General features: G+C 60.7%; 20 protein-coding genes and 2 tRNA genes. 11 read left to right on the forward strand and 11 right to left on the reverse strand.

The window, feature by feature from the left end:
• Positions 1–3: 3 nt before the first annotated feature.
• From ABI_RS16245 to ABI_RS16260, 4 genes are all read right to left on the reverse strand, one after another.
• Positions 4–1,236, reverse strand: coding sequence for a TadE/TadG family type IV pilus assembly protein (locus ABI_RS16245; protein WP_040309519.1), 1,233 nt, complete (start codon positions 1,234–1,236; stop codon positions 4–6).
• A gap of 75 nt (positions 1,237–1,311) precedes the next feature.
• Positions 1,312–1,752 (reverse strand): hypothetical protein, encoded by a 441-nt coding sequence (locus tag ABI_RS16250; protein ID WP_006274135.1) that lies wholly within the window; start codon positions 1,750–1,752, stop codon positions 1,312–1,314.
• Positions 1,752–2,084, reverse strand: a complete 333-nt coding sequence (locus ABI_RS16255) for a rod-binding protein (protein WP_157138963.1) — start codon at positions 2,082–2,084, stop codon at positions 1,752–1,754. The genes ABI_RS16250 and ABI_RS16255 overlap by 1 nt, the downstream gene beginning before the upstream one ends.
• A 70-nt stretch (positions 2,085–2,154) precedes the next feature.
• Positions 2,155–3,261: a flagellar basal body P-ring protein FlgI gene (locus tag ABI_RS16260; RefSeq protein WP_006274137.1), complete on the reverse strand. Its 1,107-nt coding sequence runs from the start codon at positions 3,259–3,261 to the stop codon at positions 2,155–2,157.
• 263 nt (positions 3,262–3,524) lie between these two features.
• Here ABI_RS16260 and ABI_RS16265 point away from each other — a divergent pair, with 263 nt between their 5' ends.
• From ABI_RS16265 to ABI_RS16285, 5 genes are all read left to right on the forward strand, one after another.
• Entirely contained in the window at positions 3,525–3,950 is a 426-nt protein-coding gene (locus ABI_RS16265) for a flagellar assembly protein FliX (protein ID WP_006274138.1), read from the forward strand.
• A gap of 330 nt (positions 3,951–4,280) precedes the next feature.
• Positions 4,281–4,709: an RNA polymerase-binding protein DksA gene (gene dksA, locus ABI_RS16270; RefSeq protein WP_006274139.1), complete on the forward strand. Its 429-nt coding sequence runs from the start codon at positions 4,281–4,283 to the stop codon at positions 4,707–4,709.
• Between the two features lie 20 nt (positions 4,710–4,729).
• Complete coding sequence (locus ABI_RS16275; protein WP_050808329.1) at positions 4,730–5,566, forward strand: FkbM family methyltransferase; 837 nt, start codon at positions 4,730–4,732, stop codon at positions 5,564–5,566.
• A gap of 56 nt (positions 5,567–5,622) precedes the next feature.
• Positions 5,623–6,087, forward strand: a complete 465-nt coding sequence (locus tag ABI_RS16280) for a DUF6265 family protein (RefSeq protein ID WP_006274141.1) — start codon at positions 5,623–5,625, stop codon at positions 6,085–6,087.
• Positions 6,084–6,818, forward strand: coding sequence for a 3-keto-disaccharide hydrolase (locus ABI_RS16285; RefSeq protein WP_040309520.1), 735 nt, complete (start codon positions 6,084–6,086; stop codon positions 6,816–6,818). Before ABI_RS16280 ends, ABI_RS16285 begins: the two co-directional genes overlap by 4 nt.
• Before the next feature lie 55 nt (positions 6,819–6,873).
• Here the strand turns inward: ABI_RS16285 and ABI_RS16290 are convergent, their stop codons facing one another.
• Positions 6,874–7,470, reverse strand: a complete 597-nt coding sequence (locus tag ABI_RS16290) for an LOG family protein (RefSeq protein ID WP_006274144.1) — start codon at positions 7,468–7,470, stop codon at positions 6,874–6,876.
• 107 nt (positions 7,471–7,577) lie between these two features.
• Between ABI_RS16290 and ABI_RS16295 the strand changes: the two genes are divergently transcribed.
• Positions 7,578–8,444 carry a hypothetical protein gene (locus ABI_RS16295; RefSeq protein ID WP_157138965.1) on the forward strand — a complete coding sequence of 289 codons (867 nt, stop codon included), beginning with the start codon at positions 7,578–7,580 and terminating at the stop codon, positions 8,442–8,444.
• A 12-nt stretch (positions 8,445–8,456) separates the two neighbouring features.
• On the opposite strand, the gene ABI_RS16300 is transcribed toward ABI_RS16295, so the two are convergent.
• The 3 genes from ABI_RS16300 to ABI_RS16310 all read right to left on the reverse strand — a co-directional run bounded on the left by ABI_RS16300 (position 8,457) and on the right by ABI_RS16310 (position 9,623).
• Positions 8,457–9,095 carry a 2OG-Fe(II) oxygenase gene (locus ABI_RS16300; RefSeq protein WP_006274146.1) on the reverse strand — a complete coding sequence of 213 codons (639 nt, stop codon included), beginning with the start codon at positions 9,093–9,095 and terminating at the stop codon, positions 8,457–8,459.
• A 120-nt stretch (positions 9,096–9,215) separates the two neighbouring features.
• Positions 9,216–9,413 carry a hypothetical protein gene (locus ABI_RS16305; RefSeq protein ID WP_006274147.1) on the reverse strand — a complete coding sequence of 66 codons (198 nt, stop codon included), beginning with the start codon at positions 9,411–9,413 and terminating at the stop codon, positions 9,216–9,218.
• Between the two features lie 134 nt (positions 9,414–9,547).
• Positions 9,548–9,623: transfer RNA gene (locus ABI_RS16310), tRNA-Asn, on the reverse strand.
• A 315-nt stretch (positions 9,624–9,938) separates the two neighbouring features.
• Between ABI_RS16310 and ABI_RS16315 the strand changes: the two genes are divergently transcribed.
• Positions 9,939–11,075 carry a methyl-accepting chemotaxis protein gene (locus tag ABI_RS16315; protein ID WP_006274148.1) on the forward strand — a complete coding sequence of 379 codons (1,137 nt, stop codon included), beginning with the start codon at positions 9,939–9,941 and terminating at the stop codon, positions 11,073–11,075.
• On the opposite strand, the gene ABI_RS16320 is transcribed toward ABI_RS16315, so the two are convergent.
• Together ABI_RS16320 and ABI_RS16325 are read right to left on the reverse strand one after the other, a co-directional pair.
• On the reverse strand, positions 11,076–12,050 hold the full coding sequence (locus tag ABI_RS16320) for a glycerophosphodiester phosphodiesterase family protein (RefSeq protein WP_040309521.1): 975 nt from the start codon (positions 12,048–12,050) through the stop codon (positions 11,076–11,078). It abuts the gene before it with no gap.
• Positions 12,051–12,110: 60 nt separating this feature from the next.
• Positions 12,111–12,184 (reverse strand) — tRNA-Cys (locus ABI_RS16325).
• Between the two features lie 195 nt (positions 12,185–12,379).
• On the opposite strand from ABI_RS16325, the gene ABI_RS16330 reads away from it, so the two are divergent.
• From ABI_RS16330 to ABI_RS16345, 4 genes are all read left to right on the forward strand, one after another.
• Entirely contained in the window at positions 12,380–13,009 is a 630-nt protein-coding gene (locus ABI_RS16330) for a protein-L-isoaspartate O-methyltransferase family protein (protein ID WP_006274150.1), read from the forward strand.
• Positions 13,010–13,232: 223 nt separating this feature from the next.
• Positions 13,233–14,681 (forward strand): TolC family outer membrane protein, encoded by a 1,449-nt coding sequence (locus tag ABI_RS16335; protein ID WP_245531376.1) that lies wholly within the window; start codon positions 13,233–13,235, stop codon positions 14,679–14,681.
• 190 nt (positions 14,682–14,871) lie between these two features.
• Positions 14,872–15,399 (forward strand): DUF2497 domain-containing protein, encoded by a 528-nt coding sequence (locus ABI_RS16340; RefSeq protein ID WP_006274152.1) that lies wholly within the window; start codon positions 14,872–14,874, stop codon positions 15,397–15,399.
• 102 nt (positions 15,400–15,501) lie between these two features.
• On the forward strand, positions 15,502–18,207 hold the full coding sequence (locus tag ABI_RS16345; RefSeq protein ID WP_006274153.1) for a valine--tRNA ligase: 2,706 nt from the start codon (positions 15,502–15,504) through the stop codon (positions 18,205–18,207).
• Between the two features lie 103 nt (positions 18,208–18,310).
• On the opposite strand, the gene ABI_RS16350 is transcribed toward ABI_RS16345, so the two are convergent.
• Complete coding sequence (locus ABI_RS16350; RefSeq protein WP_040309522.1) at positions 18,311–20,017, reverse strand: GMC oxidoreductase; 1,707 nt, start codon at positions 20,015–20,017, stop codon at positions 18,311–18,313.
• Positions 20,018–20,219 lie beyond the last annotated feature (202 nt).

The following is a 20,219-nucleotide window of genomic DNA, read 5'->3' on the forward strand; positions in this document are numbered from 1 at the left end:
AGCCTACTTCACCAGCCGAACGCTCTTCATGGTGCCGCTGGCCCCTGAGGAACTGCCGGCCATAGGGCCAAGGTTCCACGTCGTATTGTTCAGGATCAACCGCCACACCACCAGGGTCAGGGCATCGGACTGAATGCCGGACTTGGCGTTCAGGGTAAGCTCGCGCGATGGCAGCCAGATCAGGCCCGTCAGCTTGTTGGCCACGGAGTCATTCAGCACGAACTGGGTCTTGGACAGGCCGGAAGCCTCGTACATCAGGAGGTTGGCATAGGTGCCACTGGAGGGCGCGCTGAGGTCGGCTGAGATGCCGCTGTTGAACTGGATCTTGGAGGTGTCGGCATAGTAGAAGGTGACGCCGGTGCCCTTCCAGGTGCCGCCGTTGACGTTCCATCCGCCGTTCTTGATGACATAGACGCCCGGCGCGAAATTGACCGTCGCCGATGAATTGTTGAAGTTGAACCAGCCGCAATAGACGCCCGGTGTCAGGTTCTGCGTCGCGGCGCTGTAGTTCTGATTCGAATAGGTGCAGGTCGATGATGCCGGTGTCGGCAGGGTGCCGGCATAGGGATCGCCCGAAGCCGCGCAACCGGTGACCAGGTTCGGCACGGTCACCGAATTTTTGATGATATTGGTGCCCTGGACGCACAGCTTTTTGAAGTTCAGGCTGCTGCCGGAATTGAAGATGGCGGCGGGATTGCCGGTCGACTTGACGTGAATCTCGCAGGACAAGGCTTGCACATTGGCGCCGCTGTTGACCAGAAGGGCCTGGCTGCCGCTTGGGTCCAGCACATAGATACAAGGCTTTCCCGCCGGCGCGATCGTGGTGGTCCCCTGGGCGACCGATTTGACGCTGACCGTCAGATCGTTCAAGCCCAGCAGCTTCATGAAATAGGTCGGGCTCTCCAGGCTCGCCGTGCCGGTCAGGGTAGTGGTGACATAGGATGACGACGAGGCCGAGGACGACGACACGGCGCTGCTGTAGGACTGCGACGCGCCGTCCATGTCGTCGGCGACGTTCTGTTTGAAGGCGTTACTGGCGGATGTGCCCATCTGACTTGATGCGCGCACGCCCGTCAGAACGGCGGCATCCAGGGCGTTCTGCATGTCATGTCGCAGGTTGGACGCGTTGAACAGATCCAGAGCTCCGCCGCCTGCTGCAATCACCAGCGTCGCCGAAAGGCCGTAGATCATGGCCGCATTACCGCGCGTATCGCGCCAGAAAGCCCAGTTTCTCATCAACACTACCCGAATATTTTTTTCAAATATCGGATAGTGGGATGAAGATGGCGTTAAACCTGTGGGTTAACGCCGTTACGCTAGCCTTCCGAAGTTCAGAGACTGCGGCCCGGCATCCGTTGTGCGCCCTCGGGCGCCGTAGGTGGTTGCCTGGTTTCGGATCTTGTTGAGGTCTTCTGCGACGGCGGAGATGATCCCCTCCGTCACCGTTTTGGCGGCGTTGACGGCGTGTTCGTAGCGGTGCAGCCGCTCCTGGAAAACAACCGTGGCGTCGCGCAGAGCGCTCTTGTCAATGGGCGTCATCCCGCCCAGCAGGGACGGATCGGCCTTGATTCGGGCGGTTTCCAGCCGATACAGATTGGACAACTGGCGGGTTTCCTCGATCCGGTCGTGGAGGTCTTGCGGACGGTGGGCTTCCAGGACCTCGATCTCGTGGGCGAGACGGTCACCCAGACGAAGGGTAAGCGCCAGCAACTGGCGGGCACGGTCGGAACCGTTTTGGGCGGACAGGGCCATCAGATCGAGCCTTCCTGAAGTTTGATCAATTGCTTTTGCATCATGTCGGAGATGCCGATGCCGCCGCGGCGGGTGATGTTTTGCGCCATGGCATCGATTTGGAAGGAGCGCATGGCCGCTTCGCCTTCGCCGCCGCCGAAGGGGCCATCGGTCGTGAGGCCTTCGAACATCGGCTTGAGCAGGTTCGACAGCACCATCGACTCGAAATCGGCGGCCAGCTTGGTGTTCTGGTCCGCCTGAGCAGAGCGGGCGCGACTACCCAACTGGGCCTGGCCCGCGGCGCTGGCCTCGCTCTGGGCGGACTGGAGGGTGAGGAGGGCGGAAGAAGCCATCATAAAATTACCTGCCTAATTACCTAACCGGGCCAACTACATGACTTGACCAATTACATGACTTGACCAATTACATGACTTGGATGTCGGCCTGGAGCGCACCTGACGCCTTGATGGCCTGAAGGATGGAGATCATGTCGCGGGGGCTGACACCCAGGGCGTTGAGACCGGCGACCAGGTCGGACAGGGTAGAGCCGCCGCCCAGTTGCAGAAGTTGCTTGCCCTTTTCCTCTTCGATACTGATGTCGGTGGCCGGAATGGTCGCCGTTTGCCCCTGGGAGAACGGAGCGGGCTGGCTGACATCCGGGCGTTCGTCGACGCGGATAGTGAGATTGCCCTGGGCAATGGCAACACGCGATATGCGGACGTTCTCGCCCATGACGATAACACCGTTGACCTCATCGATCACGACCCTGGCCGGAACGTCGATATCGACAGACAAGGGTTCGATCAGGGTTACGAAGCTCATCATGGTCTGGCCCGCCGGGGCACGGATGGCGACGACAGACGGGTTTTCCGCCACGGCTGTGCCGGGGTATTGGGCTGTGATCGCCGCAGCGATCCGCTGGGCGGTCGTAAAGTCCGGGTTGCGCAGGGTCAGGCGGACGACGGGCTGGCTGTTGAAGTCGAACGCTGTCTGGCGCTCGATGATGCCACCCGACGAAATGCGCCCCGCAGTGGGAACGCCCTTGGTCACCGACGAGCCCGAGGCGCCGCCGGCCGAAACCGAACCCGTCTGCACCGTGCCTTGCGCCACTGCATAGACTTCGCCATCGGCACCGATCAGCGGTGTGACCAGCAGAGTGCCGCCGAGCAGGCTCTTGGCGTCACCGGCTGCGGACACGGTAATATCGAGCCGCGACCCAGGCGCGGCGAAGGGGGGCAGTTCCGCCGTGACCATGACGGCGGCGGCGTTCTTGGTGTTCAGATTGGCGTCGCGGACATTGATCCCCAGCCGTTCCATCATGGCTTCCATGCTTTGTTTCAGCATGGGCGAGTTGCGGACGGTGTCGCCGGTGCCATTGAGACCCACGACGATGCCGTAGCCGACCAACTGGTTGCCGCGCACGCCTTCTACCTCGACGACATCCTTGATGCGCGATGCCGCCTGGGCGCCGCTGGCGGCCGCCAGGCCGATCAGGATGGCGGCAAAAGTCTGTTTCCACTGGATGCGCATCATTCACTCGCCGGTTAACCACGTAAGTCGCTGTCTGAATGCGATTTTCGTGCCAGCCGGAAAGCGATGAAATTCCTTTTGGAGTCAGGGCGTTGTCGGACGCGAGTTTTCAAGGGAGAGGGCGCGCGGAAATTCTTGCCGAGCCGTTAAGGCTTCGCTTACCCTCATGCGGCAATATTGGCCTAATGGCCGCAGTATGTCCGGCCTTCGACGCAGAATTCGCGCCATGCTTTGTCCAATACGGCCCAATTCAAAGGTGCGTCATGAATTTCAGGATCAATCCGGCAACCGGCATGAATATTCCCGCCGCGACGGGTGGGCCCAGGCGTGCCGGTGGCGATTTTTCCATGGCCAAGTCGGGTGAGGCGCCTAAGTCCGCCGCGACGGCCCAGGCCTCGGCGGCCTTCGGCATGGTCGGTATGGATGCCCTTCTGGCCTTGCAGGGGGAGGAAGACGTCCTGACCGGTCGTCGCCGCCGCCAGATCAAGCGCTCGCATGACATGCTGGATGCACTGGACGATCTGAAGGTCAGCGTTCTGTCGGGCGATATCAATGACGAAGCCCTTTTGCGGCTGCAAAGCCTTATTGCCCAGCACCGCGAAGACCTGAACGACGATCGTCTCCAGGGCTTGCTGAACGAAATCGAAACCCGGGCCTTTGTCGAACTGGCCAAGCGGAAGCTGATGTAGGCGGAACAATGACTGCCTTCAGGCATAAATTGTACGCAGCGGGCGACAGGAAATGGTTTTCGGCCGCTGCGCATTGTTGCGCCAGCCATACGGCGCCTGAGAGCAAGTCCTTCCCGCGGCGCTTGAGCGCTTAAATGTTGCAAAACCTTCAATAATCTCGCAGCGCAGCAAAAGAAAATTCACTTCACAGGGTTATCCTGCGGCTCTATAAGCCGCCCACATCCAGACGGCGGTACGGATGGTACTGTTCTTGCTTGAGAGTATCCGTGAAATGTGCGGCTAGGCGCATTTTCGGGGTTTGGTGTTCGATTTTAGGGGTCCGACAAGCTTATGCCGTCTACAGATGTGCCGGAACTGGCCACAAGCTATCGTCCTTCCGAGGACGAAGATTATATGAATGCCCGTCAGCTGGCCTATTATCGCGCCAAGCTGAACGCCTGGAAGGATGAGATCCTCAGAGGCGCCAAGGAAACTGTCAATATTATGCAGAAGGAAACGGAGAACCACCCGGACCTGGTGGACCGCGCTTCCTCCGAATCGGACCGGGCGCTGGAATTGCGTACCCGCGACCGTCAGCGCAAGCTGATCTCCAAGATCGATGAGGCGATTTCGCGTATCGACGACGGCTCCTACGGCTATTGTGAAGAGACCGGCGAGCCGATCGGCCTTGGCCGTCTGGAAGCCCGTCCGACCGCTACGCTGTCGATCGAGGCCCAGGAACGTCATGAGCGTTCCGAGCGCGTCCATCGCGACGACTGATCGGGGCCATAGGGGAGGCGATGCATCAATTTACCGGAAATCTCGTGGGGCTGTGGCTCCGCGGCGTTACGCGCTGGGTTACCCGCAAGCGCTGTCGCTTCGCACTGGTGACGCCGCCTTTTCTGTCGCGTCAGGTTCTGCTGGCCAAGGACGGGCAATCACCTCTGCAACTGTTTGCCCGTGACCGTCATGATATGAACATGTACAATTACATGTTTCTCGACGAGCCCTACAGTTTCCGTAAAATGAAGCGCGAGGCCTGTATCACGAAGGCTTTCGACGATATCGTGCGCGATAAGGCGCGCCCTTTCATCGTGGACTGCGGTGCCAATATTGGTTCGGCGACGGTCTATTTCGGTCAGACCTACCCCCAGGCCACCGTGGTCGCCATCGAGCCGGAAGCGGGGAATTTCGCGGTTCTGGAGCGTAACTGCGCCCAACTCGGCAATGTCCGTCCCATCCTGGCCGGGGTCTCCAATCAAAGCGGCATGGCCGATACGATCGATACCGGACTGGGGCATGATGCCTTCCGTACCCGTGTCAGCGACACAGGCACGACACCTCTGGTTTCGATGAACGACCTTCTGCGGGAGGCCGAGACGCGTGGCGAAAAGCCCTTCATCGTCAAGATCGATATCGAAGGTTTCGAGGCGCAGCTTTTTTCCAGCGATACGGAATGGGTCGACAAATTCCCCGTTGTGATTATCGAATTTCACGACTGGATGCTCCCACGCCAAAAGACCTCTCAGAACGCACTGCGCGTCCTGGCAGGCCTGGACCGCGATTTCATTCTCAAGGGCGAAAATATCTTCAGCATCTCCAACCGGCTCCGCAATCCGCAAAGCGCCGATTCCTGAACCCTTGAGCTTCCACGCAGGGCGTGACAGGATCGCGCCTGAACATGGAGATTGTCATGGAGTTCAAATCGATCGCTGTGGCTGCGGTGTTGACGCTGCTTACCGCGCCGGCGCATGCCGGAAGTGTCACTGAGCTCACCTGGCTCACCGGATGCTGGGTACAGAAGGCGATGGGCGTGACTCTCGAAGAAACCTGGCTGGCGCCCTCCGGCGGCGCGCTTCTGGGCGTCGGCCGAACGGTCCGCGACGCCGACAACGCTTTGCGCAATTACGAATTCATGAAAATCGATTCGCCCGACGGCGTCCTGACCTTCACTGCCGATCCGTCCGGTCAGGAAGGCGCCAGCTTTCCCGTCAAGACGCAGACCGCCGATGAAATCGTCTTCGAACAGTCGGGACATGACTTCCCGCAGCGGGTCGTCTACCGCAAGGGCACAAACGGCCTGCACGCCCATATCGAAGGTGTTATCGACGGCCAAACCAAGACCATCAACTTCGACTATGAACGGTGCCAGCCATGAAAAAGCTTTTGATCCTCGGCCTGTGGGCGGCTGCCAGTGCCGCCTGTGCCCAGAGCGACTATGATAAGTCCAAAGCCACCGAAGTCTACACGCCTGTGCCCAAGGCCGTCGATACGACAGGACCGGTGCCGTCCGACGCCGTCATCCTGTTTGACGGCGGCAACCTCGTTTCCTGGGAGGCCGTCAAAGGCGGTCCCGCCCCGTGGAAACTGGTCGATGGCGCGCTGGAAGCAACCAAGGGTACGGGTGACATCCGCACCAAACAGAGCTTTTGCGATGTTCAGTTGCATGTTGAGTGGATGACCCCGGCCGTACCGGCGCAGAACGCTCCGACCGGCCAGGCGCGCAACAACAGCGGTGTCTTCCTGCAGGAGCGCTACGAGGTCCAGGTGCTCGATTCCTACCAGGCAGGCACCTATGTCAACGGCCAGGCCGGATCGGTCTATAAGCAGTCTGTGCCGCTCGTAAACGCCTCACGGCCGCCCCAGACCTGGCAGACCTACGACATCATCTACAAGGCGCCGAAGTTTGACTCTGCCGGCCAGGTTAGCGAAAAGGCCCGCGTGACCGTGCTGCACAACGGGGTGGTGGTGCAGAATGGGTTCGAGATCGCAGGACCAACCGCCTGGATCGGTCATCCGCTGTACGAAAAGCACGACTGCGCGCCGATCAAACTGCAGGACCACGGCGATGCCGTGCGCTTCCGCAATATCTGGGTGCGCCCCCTGTAAGTGATTTTGGACGCCTCATGCCAAAGAAGGTTTCTGGCCACGTTTTGGCATGAGGCTAGACGACCCTACGCGTATCGATATCCACGTCAACCGTGGCCATGCCGGCAATGGCCGGCAGGACGCCTTCGACTGTATCGACGCTGTGGTAGGTGTTGCGGAAGCTCGTCGGGGTGAATTCGGTCGCCAGGGTGTGGTCGATCAGCGCAAAGAACGGATCCCAAAACCCATTCACATTCAGAAAGATCACAGGCTTTTTGTGCAAATCCAGGCGTCGCCATGACATCAGTTCGATAACTTCTTCCAACGTGCCCACGCCACCCGGCAGGACGATGAACGCGTCCGATTCTTCGAACATCATCATCTTGCGCTCGTGCATGTTGGTGACCATGCGGGTCTCGACGTCGTCATAGACGATTTCGCGGCTGCGCAGGAATTGCGGCATGATGCCCAGCACCTTGCCGCCGGCATCGTGGACGGCGCGGGCGGTTTCGCCCATGAGGCCAACCCCGCCGCCGCCGTAGACCAGGCGCAAACCTGCCCCGGCCAGAACCTGGCCCAAGTCCAGTGCAGCCTGGCGATAGGATGGATCGTTGCCGAAGGATGAGCCGCAGAACACACAAACGGATTTGATATCGGATTTGGACAGGGGCATTGTCTTCGCTACCTCGTTACACACCAGTTTAACTTGCTTCGTTTTTTTTGCACAAGCGGTATCTAACCCGCTAAAAGTGAAAACGAAAAGGGAATACGGCGACCAACGTGAAAAGATTTGCGGTCACAACTGCGCCTGCGATGGCGGCGATTCTGCTGGGACTGACGGCCTGTCAGCCTGTGAAGCCCAGCGCTGAAGCTGCGGCGGCGGCTGAACTGCGCGCCCGCGGTTACAGTCGCGTCCCGGAGGTCACTTCCGTCATCCAGGAAGGCGAGGTCTTCGTCGTCTTCGGCCAGGCAACCCAGAGAGGCCGTGTAAATCTTATCTATTCCGGCACCAACGCGGCCGGTCAGAGCGTCAGGTCCTATCTCGGCGACGAGGCGGACAAGACGGGCCAGTTCCGCGTTCCTGAGGTGCCGATCGGCGTCAATGGGGGGCTGTATGACCTGACCGTGGATTCGGAACGCGACCGTGACGCCGAAACCGCGACATCACAAGCGCCTGACAGCGTGCAGATCGACCAGCGTGGACGGACCATGCGCGCAGAAGGACGGCTGTTCGTGCCGCGTGGGCGGCCGGACAAGGCCGCCATGTTGTTGCCTGGCGGTGCGGCGCGGTCGCTATCGAAGGAAAAACTGATTCTGGCGGCTGCCGATTACGACAGTACCGGTGGCATTGCCGTAGCAGGCCACGTGGCGCCGACAACGACGGTCAATCTGGTCGTCAGCGGCATCATCATCGGACGCAGCCAAAGCGATGACCAGGGTCGCTATCAGGTGACAGGCCAGATTGCCGCGCCCGGTGAACTTGAAACGGGGCTGGAGATCGAAATCGAGACGGACAAGCAGTCCGAAAAGCGGACCATTCCGGTATCGCTGCCTGCTCCCGGCGATCGCATCACGCCGGTTGACGGCGCATGGCGAGTCGACTGGACCCTGCCGGGTGGGGGCGTGCAAACGACGATCGTATTTTGATCGCCGCGCGTCTTACATCATCTCGTCCTGCTTCTGCTTGGTCGATGAGAACAGTTTTTTCAGGAATTCGGTAATGCCGTGACGCTTGGCCTTGCGGGCGACGGCATCGTCACTGACCAGCCAGGCAATCTGAATCACCCGCCGTTCGCCTTCGAAGGGCTTATGGCCATGCCACGAATTGTCGAGGCGCGGAAAGGCGATGAAGTGGCCGTAGCCCGGATTGACCTCTTCGGTGCCCGGACCATCCTGATCAGGGCCTTCCAGGAACCGCAGGTTGCCGCCGCTGGCGCCTTCGCGGTTGAGGTAGATCAGAGCAGACGCCAGTTTATCGGCGCCGTCGGTATGCGTCCGGCCATCTTTCAGCGCTGACCATTTTCGCACCGTAACCCAGGAGGGCTTTCCGACCAGGTCAACGCCAAGTTTGTCGCCCACGGCCCTGGCGAAAGCCTCGCTGCGAACCTCTTCGAGCAGAGTCCGGAAGGCGGGGCCCATCGGAAAATCCTCAGGGCGCATGAAGCCGGTCTTGTTGATCTGGGGGAAGTCGCGTTCGATCTCGCCTTCCAGTTCCGTCGGCAGGATATCGGCGCCGATGAGATTACGGAAGGGGTAGTCGTTGGCGGGAGTGGCGGAAATCGAGTCGTAACGCAGCATGGGAATTACCTGAAAAGAGACCGCGCCTTATAACACGGTCTCTATGGCAAATCCTAGACGGCAATCCATCTAAGCGTTCTCGTTAAGCCTCCGGGCTAAGCCTCCGTGCTAAGCTCCGGGCTAAGCGTCCTGGCGGGCTTCGATATGGGCGTCAATGACGGCCGGTTCGTCGGCCGCAGGGACATAATAGGTGCTGGTGTCGACGGTGGGGGCGGCCAGGCTGGTCTGCGGCATGTTGATGACCAGGATGGCGGTGACGGCGATCAGAACCAAGGCCAGCAGGGCGAACATGGTCGTTGACGCTGAACGATAGGACATGGACGCCTCCGGGGTAAAAGCCTGGGCGTACTATCGGATCAGGGCCGTAAGTTTGATATCGGATGCGAGGCGAGGAAATGCAAAGCCCCGATATGTGGCGTATGCAGTTTGCTTTTTCATCGGAAGAAAAAGCCTGGCTCCCCGAACAGGACTCGAACCTGTGACAAGTCGATTAACAGTCGACTGCTCTACCAACTGAGCTATCGGGGAATGACCTCAGGCCTTGGCAAGGCGCGCCCTATAGCAAGGCTTTGAGGGGCATGGCAAGCCTGAATGCAGATTTTTCACAACAAAACTTCGACAATCATTCAGGGCACAAAAAAAGCCCGAACATACGCCCGGGCTTTTGAGTTTGGTGATGGTGGGTGTCTTCAAAAAAGCAAAGACAACGCCGTTATTGCGGATGTCGGGTTAATGAAGCGTAAATTCTCTTGGTTGGCGAAAAATAAACAGGGTGGAATACCGTTCATGACTAATTAACCAGCCGGATATGAAGCTCCGCGAAACAACACAGAGGAATACGCCGTGCGCCTGTCTGCCCAACTGTCCCGCATCCGCGTCCTCCTGACTGTGGTCGTGGTCGGCGCTGGGGGGCTCGCGGTCCTGGCCGCATTTCCGTTGAACGTTCTGATGCTGGTTGCAGCCCTTACCGTTGTGGCTCTCGCCGTTGTCGGACTGGTACTGACGGGGCGGCGGCTGGCCGCGGGGGTTAGCGAAATGGACCGCGACATCGATTCGCTGCGCAACCGCGCGGAGGTCCAGGCTGTACGCGACGAAGAAGCCGCGCAAATGGCAGCAGCGCTTGACGACGAGCGGCGCACCTCGGTCCAGGCCCTGGCGACAAAGCTGGAGCAGCAGGTCTCGGGTCTGTTTGACGCACTGACGCGTTCATCCAATGCCATGACGTCCTCGGCAGAACATATGAGTCAATCGGCGTTTTCGGCTTCCGAGAGCGCCGGAAAGGTCGCTTCTGTGGCCATAGAAACCTCGCAGAACGCCCAGAAGGTCGCGTCTACGGTGATGGAGTTGTCCCAGACCGCTAACGAAATCGCCAACTCGCCCCACGAATCGACCCAGGTGTCGGCGCGTGCCTCGGCTGAGGCCGAAGCCACATCGGCGATGATGACGCGACTGGGCCGCAGCGCCGACGAAATCACCGCTGTGGTCGATATGATCACCTCGATTGCCCAGCAGACCAACCTCCTGGCGCTGAACGCCACCATCGAAGCGGCGCGGGCCGGGGAGCATGGCGCTGGCTTTGCTGTTGTCGCCTCCGAGGTCAAGACCTTGTCGCAACAGACCGAAAAGGCCACCCGGGACATTACGGCGAAGGTTCAACAGATACAGGCCGATGCCAACGGCGCCCGGTCCGCCATCGCTGCGATCGTCACCACGATCGGTGAGCTTCGCGCCGGCGCCGATGACATCGCCCGTTCGGTGGCTGCCCAGCAGATGGCGACGTCACGCATCGCCGATACGGTGGAAAATCTGGCTGCGGGCTCGCAGAGCGTTGGAGATGATATCGATTCGGTGCGCAATGTCGCGAGCGAAACCGGCCAGGTTGCCAGCGTGGTCTTCGAAGAGGCCAAGTCGGTCAGCGAAGTTTCGGCCTCGCTGCGGCGTGAGATCGGCACATTCCTGACGTCGGTGCGGGCGGCCTGATCAACGGCTTTTTGCCAGCGGGCCGATAACCTCGATCGAATCGGTGGCTACTCCCATGCGCCACGATTTCGGCACCTTGGCGTAATCTTCCGGCGTATTGATGCTGGGGAGGCCGTTGGTGCTCTTCATCGGGCCAACGAGATAGATGTAACTTCCAGCTTTTGCGAAACGTTCCTGCAGGCGATTGGGGTAGCCCCACATCACCCAGGTGAGGTTCTGCGGCACGTAGACGGTGGTGTTGTGGCAGGCCTTGGGGACGTAGCCGCTCCAGCCAAGCGCGATGTAAGTGAAACCACAGGTTTTCAGGGCCTGTTTGCTGACCGGCTTAAGGTCCGGGCGCAGTTCGGCCAGGCGCTGGGCCGAACGCTCGCCGGCGAAGACGCTCAGCCGTTGCGGATGGGCCTCTGGATGCTCACGCAGCCATGCGTCCAGTTTCTCAGATTCGCGCGGACTGTTGCTCTTGATGTTGATCAGGAAGGCCTTGTCGGGGAAGGCCGTCAGGACTTCGGACAGGGACGGCATCTGTGCTTTGAACCGGCCGCGGAAAGGGAAGGTCTTGCCGCCGTCGTGCGTATAGCCGTAGCCGATATCCAGCGCCTTCAATGCCGCAAGGCTGTGCTCGCGGGTGACGCCCTTGCCATCGGTGCGGCAGTCTACGGTCCAGTCGTGAAAGACGGCAAAATCGCCGTCTGTCGTGGGATGAATGTCGATCTCGACCGCATCAGCGCCAGCGTCGAAGGCTGCGCGCATCGATGGCAGAGTGTTTTCCAGATAGTCGTGGGTCGGCTTGGCGATTCGCGTCGCAGTACAGGTGTCGTTCTTCAGGCCGTCGCGATTGTAATGCTGATAGACGCCGCGGTGCGCCAGCAATTGCGGCTGCGAGTCCGGCGCAGAGGCCAGCCAGGACGCATTCATGACATACAGGATGGCGGATGCCGCGGCCAAAGACCCGGCGGCCACATAACGTGTCTTCACGACGCACTCCCTCGACCGCGGCAACTTAGCCGCGGGTGGGCGCGTTTGTACAGGGGAGAATGGAGGCCTGACCCGGAGTCGAACCGGGCTTCACGGATTTGCAATCCGGTGCGTAACCGCTCCGCCATCAGGCCTCACTGGAGCGAAGGGCGATCAGCTATCAGATCGTCCCGTTCATCGCAATTGCTTATATGAAAATTCCTGAGGAATATTTACCGCCTTTGCTCTCGTCGCACGGCGCAATTTGCGGCGCAGGGTAATTGCAGTCTGGCGCGCGCATGCCTATAAGAGCGCATACGAGTCCGCGTCCTTTTTCGAGAACTTATCCCATGGATTTCCACGCCGCCCGTCAGAACATGGTCGAATCCCAGGTCCGGGTGAACGATGTCACCGATACCGCGCTGCAACTGGCCATGCGCCATGTTTCGCGCGAGCGCCTGTGCGCGCCGTCCCAGGGCTTTGCCGCCTATGGTGATGTCGAGGTCGCCATCGCGCCGGGTCGGGTGCTGATGGCGCCGCGCGACGTCGCCAAGCTGCTGCAATCGCTCGAACCGCGCGCCGGCGAAACCGCCCTGGCGATCGCCGCGCCCTATGCCGCCGCTGTTCTGGCCCATGCCGGTCTCACGGTCACGGCCCAGGAAGCCGATCCGCGCGCCCAGGCGGTGGTTGAACCCTACCTGAAGGAACTGGGCGTCAGGATCGAGACCAACGACCTCAAGATTCCGGCGGGCCGCGACTACGATGTCATCGTCATCGAAGGCGCCGTCGCCGAACTACCGGCCGCCTGGTTGAAGGCGTTGAAGGTCGGCGGTCGCCTGGCGGTGGTGCTGAAAGACAGCAAGATCGGCCGCGCGCGGCTCTATATCCGTCTGGAAGCCGGTTTCTCGGAACGTGAGGTCTTCGATTCGTCGCCGTCGACCCTGCCGGGCTTTGCGCGCACGCCCAGTTTCGAATTCTGAAAGAGTGCTGCCAAAAACGCGTCGTTGCAGGGTAGAGTGATGCAACCGTGCGACGGCCGGCATTTTAGATACGCCTGAAACGGCAAATGAATAAAGCTTAACTCGCCAAGTCTAAAAATGTCTGGCAGGAAGAGTCCGCAAGTTTTACGCAATTGACGGGCAGGGTGGTCTGGACCACCCGCTCGACCTGCCGGCGCAGCCGGAGTTACTATCGGGGTACATGATGACCATGTTGAAGTTCGGACGTTCTTTTTCCTCGGGTTTGGCCTCAGGTTTGGCCTTGGGGCTGGGAACATTGGTAACCGCGTCGGTGCTGGCCCTGGGCGCCGCCACGGCTGTCAGTGCGGAAAGCCTGAATGAGGCGATCGCCCAGGCCTATAACCAGAATCCGACCCTGGCGCGCGCCCGCGCGGCCCAGCGCGCGGCGGACGAACGTTACGTCCAGACGCGTTCGGAGTTTGGTCCGTCGCTCAGCGTCGGCGGAAGCGTCAACTACACAGACACCGACACCTCGTTCCAGCCAGGCAACCAGCGTTCGAACACGTCGCTGTCGGTCAGTGCCGACCAGAATATTTTCACCTCGGGCGGCCTGACCAACTCATTGCGCGCTTCGGAGGCCAATATCCGGGCCGGGCAGCAGGATCTGCGCTCGACCGAATCCCAGGTGCTGCTGGACGTCATCCAGGTCTATACGGCCGTGCGCCGTGATCAGCAGGCGCTGAAGATTTCGCAGGACAATTACGACATCCTGAAGCAACAGCTTGAACAGACACAGGCCCAGTTCGATGCCGGTCAGCTGACTCGCACCGACGTCGCCCAGTCCCAGGCCCGCCTGTCGGCCTCAGCCGCGTCGCTGGCCCAGGCCCAGGCGCAGCTGGACGCTGACCGCGCCCAGTATGTCGCCATTGTCGGCCAAGCGCCGATCGGCCTGGAAGCGGAACCGGTTCTTCCGGGGCTGCCGGCTGATTTCAATACTGCCCTGCAGACCGCCGAGCGCAACAATCCGGACCTTCAGGCCTCGCTCTATGCGGAAGACGCCGCCAAGGCCAATCTGGGCGCTGCCCGTTCGGTGTTCGGCCCGACCGTGTCGCTGGGCGCCGTCTACAGCGGCACCACGCCGACCGACGATCTCGGTGGTTTCGGTGACGCCGCCGGTGCTACGGCGACATTGCGCTTCAATGTGCCTCTGTTTAGCGCCGGTCTCAACGGTTCGCGCGTCCGCGAGGCGGCTGAAAACTACAATGCCCAGAAGATCAGCACGGAAATCACGCGCCGTGCCGTGGTATCGTCCGTGTCCCAGGCCTGGTCGCAGATGATCGCTGCCCGTTCGGCCGTGTCGTCCAACCAGGAGCAGGTCCGTGCCGCTCAGGTCGCCGCCGAGGGGGTCAAGACCGAGCAGCAGGTCGGCCTGCGCACCAATATCGAAGTTCTGAACGCGCAGCAGGAACTGAAGTCGGCCCAGTTGCAACTGCTGGAGGCCGAGCGCACCCAGTATGTCGCCGCCAGCCAGTTGCTGTCGGTCATGGGTGGCATGACGGTGCAGGCATTCGTGCCGAGCATCGAAGTGTACGACCCGCAGGAAAACTTCAACAACGTCAAGTCGAAGGGGTGGACTCCTCTGGAGCCGGTATCGCGGGCGCTGGACGGACTGGCTGCCGGCGGCAGCAAGTAAAACGCATTGGAATTTTATGCGAAGTGACGCCTGCGATCCGTCGCAGGCGTTCGCTTTATCACAGAAAAATTAGCCTTTTCGACGAAATTCGCCCCGCAAACCCTGTCTGGAGTGTTGCCAAGGTGGTCGAACACATGTCACCCTTACCGCGACTTCAGTTTTGAAATCCGATTCGCAGGCGCTTAAAAACATGGCAGAACAATCCGCACACGAACCGACCATGGAGGAAATTCTCGCCTCTATCCGCCGTATCATCTCGGAAGATGACGCGCCGGAAGCCGAGAAGCCCGCGCCGGTTGCCGCGGCCCCCGAGCCCGAGCCGGAACCCGAACCCCTGCCGGTCATTGAGGAAGAACCAGAAGAGGACGTCCTGGAGCTAACCGAAACCTACGATGCGGCGCCCACCATCTCGATTGGTGACATCGACGCCTATGAGCCGATCAGGCCGGAGCCGGCCCCGACGCCCACGCCCGTCTACAAGCCGGAACCGCGCCGCGAGTCGCTCGTCAGCGAGCGTACGGAATCGAGTGCCGCTTCGGCGTTCGGTTCACTGACGTCGTCTCTGCTGGTGCCGCATAGCGACCGCACGCTGGAAGACGTCACCAAGGACCTGCTGCGCCCGCTGCTGCAACAGTGGCTGGACTCGCACTTGCCAGCCATCGTCGAAGAAGCCGTACGTGCCGAAGTCGAACGCATTGCACGACAGGGCCGCCGGTAAAACTGGATTTCCTCCATACCACCTGATAAGAGCGGCGTCCTGTGACGCCGCTTTTTTCATTTTCGTCGCCATCTCCTTTCGTTTTTGACCTCCTGAAAGACCATGCTGGAAAAGACTTTTGACCCCGCCGCCGTTGAACCCCGTCTGTATCAGATGTGGGAAAAGTCGGGCGTATTCGCCCCGATCGACGACCCGAAAGCGGAAACCTTTTCCATCGTCATCCCGCCCCCCAATGTCACAGGCAATCTGCACGTCGGTCATGCGCTGAACAACACGCTCCAGGATGTCCTCACACGCTTCGAGCGCATGCGTGGCAAGGCGGCCCTTTGGCTGCCCGGGACCGACCATGCCGGTATCGCCACCCAGATGGTGGTCGAGCGGCAATTGGCGGCTGCCGGCAATATCGGCCGCCGCGACATGGGCCGCGAGGCCTTTGTCGCCAAGGTCTGGGAATGGAAGGCCGAGTCGGGCGGCAATATTGTGCGTCAGTTGCGTCGTTTGGGCGCCTCATGTGACTGGTCGCGGGAGCGCTTCACCCTGGACGAGGGGCTGTCGGCGGCGGTGCGCAAGGTCTTTGTCCAACTGCATCGCGACGGGCTGATGTACCGCGACAAGCGCCTGGTCAACTGGGATCCGCAGTTTCAGACCGCCATTTCAGATCTCGAAGTCGAGCAGAAGGAGGTCGACGGCCATTACTGGCATTTCGCCTACCAACTGGCCGACGGCGTTACCTATGGGCATCCGGTCAAGGATGAGGACGGCAACGAAACGGTCGAAACACGCAACTACATCGTTGTCGCCACGACCCGGCCGGAGACGATGCTGGGGGATTCCGGTGTCGCCGTTCACCCCGAGGACGAGCGCTACAAGGGGCTTATTGGCAAGGACGTCATCCTGCCAATCACCGGTCGGCGCGTGCCGATCGTCGGCGACGACTATGCCGATCCGGAAAAGGGCTCCGGCGCGGTCAAGATCACACCGGCGCATGATTTCAACGACTTCCAGGTTGGCAAACGGCATGATCTGGCTCAGATCAACGTCATGGACGAGATGGCGCGGATCATCGTCGCGCCGTACGAAAATGAGGACCGTTTCGCGGCGCGCAAGGCCATCGTCGCGCGCGCCGAAGAAGAGGGCTGGCTGAAGGCAATTGAGAAGACCCGCCACATGGTCCCCCATGGTGACCGTTCCGGCGTGGTCATTGAGCCGTTCCTGACCGACCAGTGGTATGTCAATGCCGGTGAGCTGGCCAAGGAGGCGGTGCGCGCCGTCGAGGATGGCCGCACGGTCTTCGAGCCGAAATCGTGGGAAAAGACCTATTTTGAGTGGATGCGCAACATCGAGCCGTGGTGTGTGTCGCGCCAACTGTGGTGGGGGCATCGAATCCCGGCTTGGTACGGTCCGGACGGCACGATCTTTGTCGAGATGTCTGAGGCCGACGCCCTGAAGGCGGCTCAAGCCCACTATGGCAAGGCGACACCGCTGAAGCAGGACGAGGACGTTCTGGACACCTGGTTCTCGTCGGCCTTGTGGCCATTCTCGACCATGGGCTGGCCGGACAAGACTGACGACCTGAAGCGCTTCTACCCGACCCATACTCTGATCACCGGATTCGACATTATCTTCTTCTGGGTCGCCCGGATGATGATGATGGGCCTGCACTTCACCGGTGAGGCGCCGTTCAAGCGCGTCTTCATCAATGCCCTTGTCCGCGACGAGAAGGGCCAGAAGATGTCGAAGTCAAAAAACAACGTCATGGACCCGCTGGTTCTGATCGACGAGTTCGGCGCCGATGCGTTGCGTTTCACCATGACCGCCATGTCGGGCCAGGGGCGCGACATCAAGTTGTCGAAACAACGCATTGAAGGCTATCGCAATTTTGGCACCAAGCTGTGGAATGCCACACGTTTTGCCCAGATGAACGAGTGCGCCCGCGTCGACGGCTTCGACCCAGCGTCAGCCAGGCTGACCCTGTCGCGTTGGATTCGCGGCGAGGTCCAGAAGACCCAGGCAGCGCTGACTGCAGCGCTGGAGGCCTGTGCCTTCGACGATGCGGCCAATGTGCTGTACCGGTTCATCTGGAACGTTTTCTGCGACTGGTACCTGGAACTGGCCAAGCCGATTCTGAACGGCGACGACGAAGTCGCGACGACCGAAATCCGCGCAATGACGGCCTGGGTGCTCGACCAGGCCATGGTTATGCTTCATCCGGTCATGCCGTTCATTACCGAGGAACTGTGGCAGCAGACCGGCGGCCAGAATATAAAAAATGGCGGGATGTTGATCAACCACAGCTGGCCGAAGTCGGATGCGTCGGCGGTCGATGGCGAGGCCGACGACGAGATCAACTGGCTGATTGACCTGATCACCGAGATACGCTCGATCCGCTCGGAGATGAACGTGCCGGGTTCGGCGCGGGCGCCGCTGGTTTTGACGGGGGCATCGGAGGTGACACGTGCGCGTATCGCGACGCACGAGGACCTGATTCTGTTCCTGGGTCGTTTGTCCAGGGTCGAGGCGGCGGAAACGCCCGCCGCCGGTTCGGTGCCATTCGTGGCGGGTGAAGCGACGGCGCATCTGGCGATTGCCGAATTCATCGACTTGAAGGCGGAGCAGGCCCGCCTGTTGAAAGACATTGCGGCTTTCGACAAGTCGATCGACGGCGTCAGGCGCAAGCTCGACAATCCGGAGTTCGTCAAGAAGGCGCCGGAAGAGGTGATCGAGGAAAACCGCGAACGCCTGGCCGAAGCCGAGAGCGGCAAGGCGAAGCTGGCCGCCGCCCTGGAACGTCTGAAGGTCGCGCTTTAGAGCGCGTTTCGATCCGGAAGAATCGGATCGGCGCTCTGAGATTTTTTTTTGAGCGCATCCCAAAAAGTGCGCACGCGTTTCGGGATGCGCTTTGAGGCGCAACCTACAACACACCCGTCTTCAACAGCTCTGTCGCGTGGTTGGCGGCGCGCGCCGTCAAGGCCATGTAGGTCAGGGACGGGTTCTGCACCGCCGAGCTGGCCATGCAACTGCCGTCGGTGATGAAGAGGTTGGGCACGTTGTGCGACTGGCACCAGCCGTTCAGCACCGAGGTCTTCGGATCGCGCCCCATCCGCGCCGTGCCCATTTCGTGGATCTTGTTGCCGGGCGCCGTCAGGGATTCCATGGTTACATCTGAGGCCCGAACATTAACACAGCCCCCGGCCGTCAGCATGTCCCGCGCATCCTTGGCTGCCGCCTGCATCAGCTTCAGCTCGTTCTCGCCCATTCGGCAGTCGATGATGGCCACCGGCATGCCCCACTTGTCGGTTTTGGTCTCGTGCAGACGGATATGGTTGCGGTAGTTGGGTAGCATATCGCCGAACGCGCCGATTCCGATACTCCAGGACCCCGGCGCACGATTGGCCTGCTTGAAATCCTGGCCGATTCCCGGCCGGTTACCGGTCCAGCCCGGCCGTGACGATGCGCCCTGGAAGCCGTAGCCGCGCAGGAACGGTTTGTCGTGCTCGGTGACGTTGGCGAAATTGGGGATATAGATGCCGCCCGGACGCCGGCCGGCATAGTAATAGTCGTCGAAGCCCGGCATTTCACCCCCGGCCCAGGCACCACCGAAATGGTCCATCAGATTGTGACCTAGTTGCCCAGAGCTATTGGCCAACCCATTCGGAAAGGTCTGTGACCGGGAATTCAGCATGATCAGGGTCGAGGCGACCGTCGAGGCGTTCAAAAAGATCAGTCGCGCGCTGTAGGTTTTGGCCTCGCGCGTATTGGCATCGATCACCCGCACGCCGGACGCGCGCTTCGATACCGGATCATAGTCGATCGAATGGACGATGGCGTGGCTGATTAAGGTCATGTTGCCGGTGTTGCGCGCCGCCGGCAGCGTCGCCGAGACCGACGAAAAATAGGCCCCGAAGGAACAGCCGCGGTGGCAGTGATCGCGCACCTGGCACGGCCCGCGCCCCAGATCCATCTGTTCCTGGGTCGGCGCCGTCAGGTGGGCGACGCGCGCAGCGATGACGCGGCGTGTCGGGAAGGCCTTGTTGACCCGCTCGGCGAAGGCTTTTTCCGGCATTGTCAGCTCGAAAGCCGGCTGGAAGACGCCATCGGGCAGGCTCGGGATCCCGTCGCGGTCGCCCGAAATGCCGGCGAAGCGCTCGACATGGTCGTACCACGGCGCCAGGTCGTCATAGCGGATGGGCCAGTCGACGCCGTGGCCGTCCTTCTTGTTGGCTTCGAAATCCTGCGGCCCGAAGCGATAGGAATGTCGGCCCCACATCAACGACTTACCGCCACTGTGATAGCCGCGCACCCATTCGAACGGCGCGTCTTGCGGCGTCTCGTAGGGCTGCTCGTCCTCCTTGACCCAGAACTGCTTGGTGGTCTCATGCACGACCCAGCCGACGGACTTCGACTGCATCGGATAGTGCTTTTTGAGCTCGTCTTCCGGGATGCGGTCGAGATTGGGCCGCTCCCACGGCGACAGCATGTCGGAATAGTCCTTCTCGACGCTCAGTTCGCGCCCGCGTTCCAGGACCAGGACTTTGAGGCCCTTTTCGCACAGCTCCTTGGCGGCCCAGCCGCCGCTCATGCCCGAACCTATGACAATGGCATCGAATTCGTCGTTCATCACGCTCAACTGATTTCTATCGTTATTGTCTTCGGACCCTATTGGGCCCATGTCCTGCCGATGTCATCGATCGGTGCCGAAGCGATCCATCGCCCGGGTATCAGCTCGTAGTGCAGCTCTTCCGTCGCGCCGGGCTCGGACAAGTAATAGACCGTGGCAATAAGCGACTTGAGGTTTCGGTAGTCCCAATGATCGTTGCCGG

Origin of the sequence: Asticcacaulis biprosthecium C19 (assembly GCF_000204015.1) — a bacterium.
Taxonomy (GTDB): domain Bacteria; phylum Pseudomonadota; class Alphaproteobacteria; order Caulobacterales; family Caulobacteraceae; genus Asticcacaulis; species Asticcacaulis biprosthecius.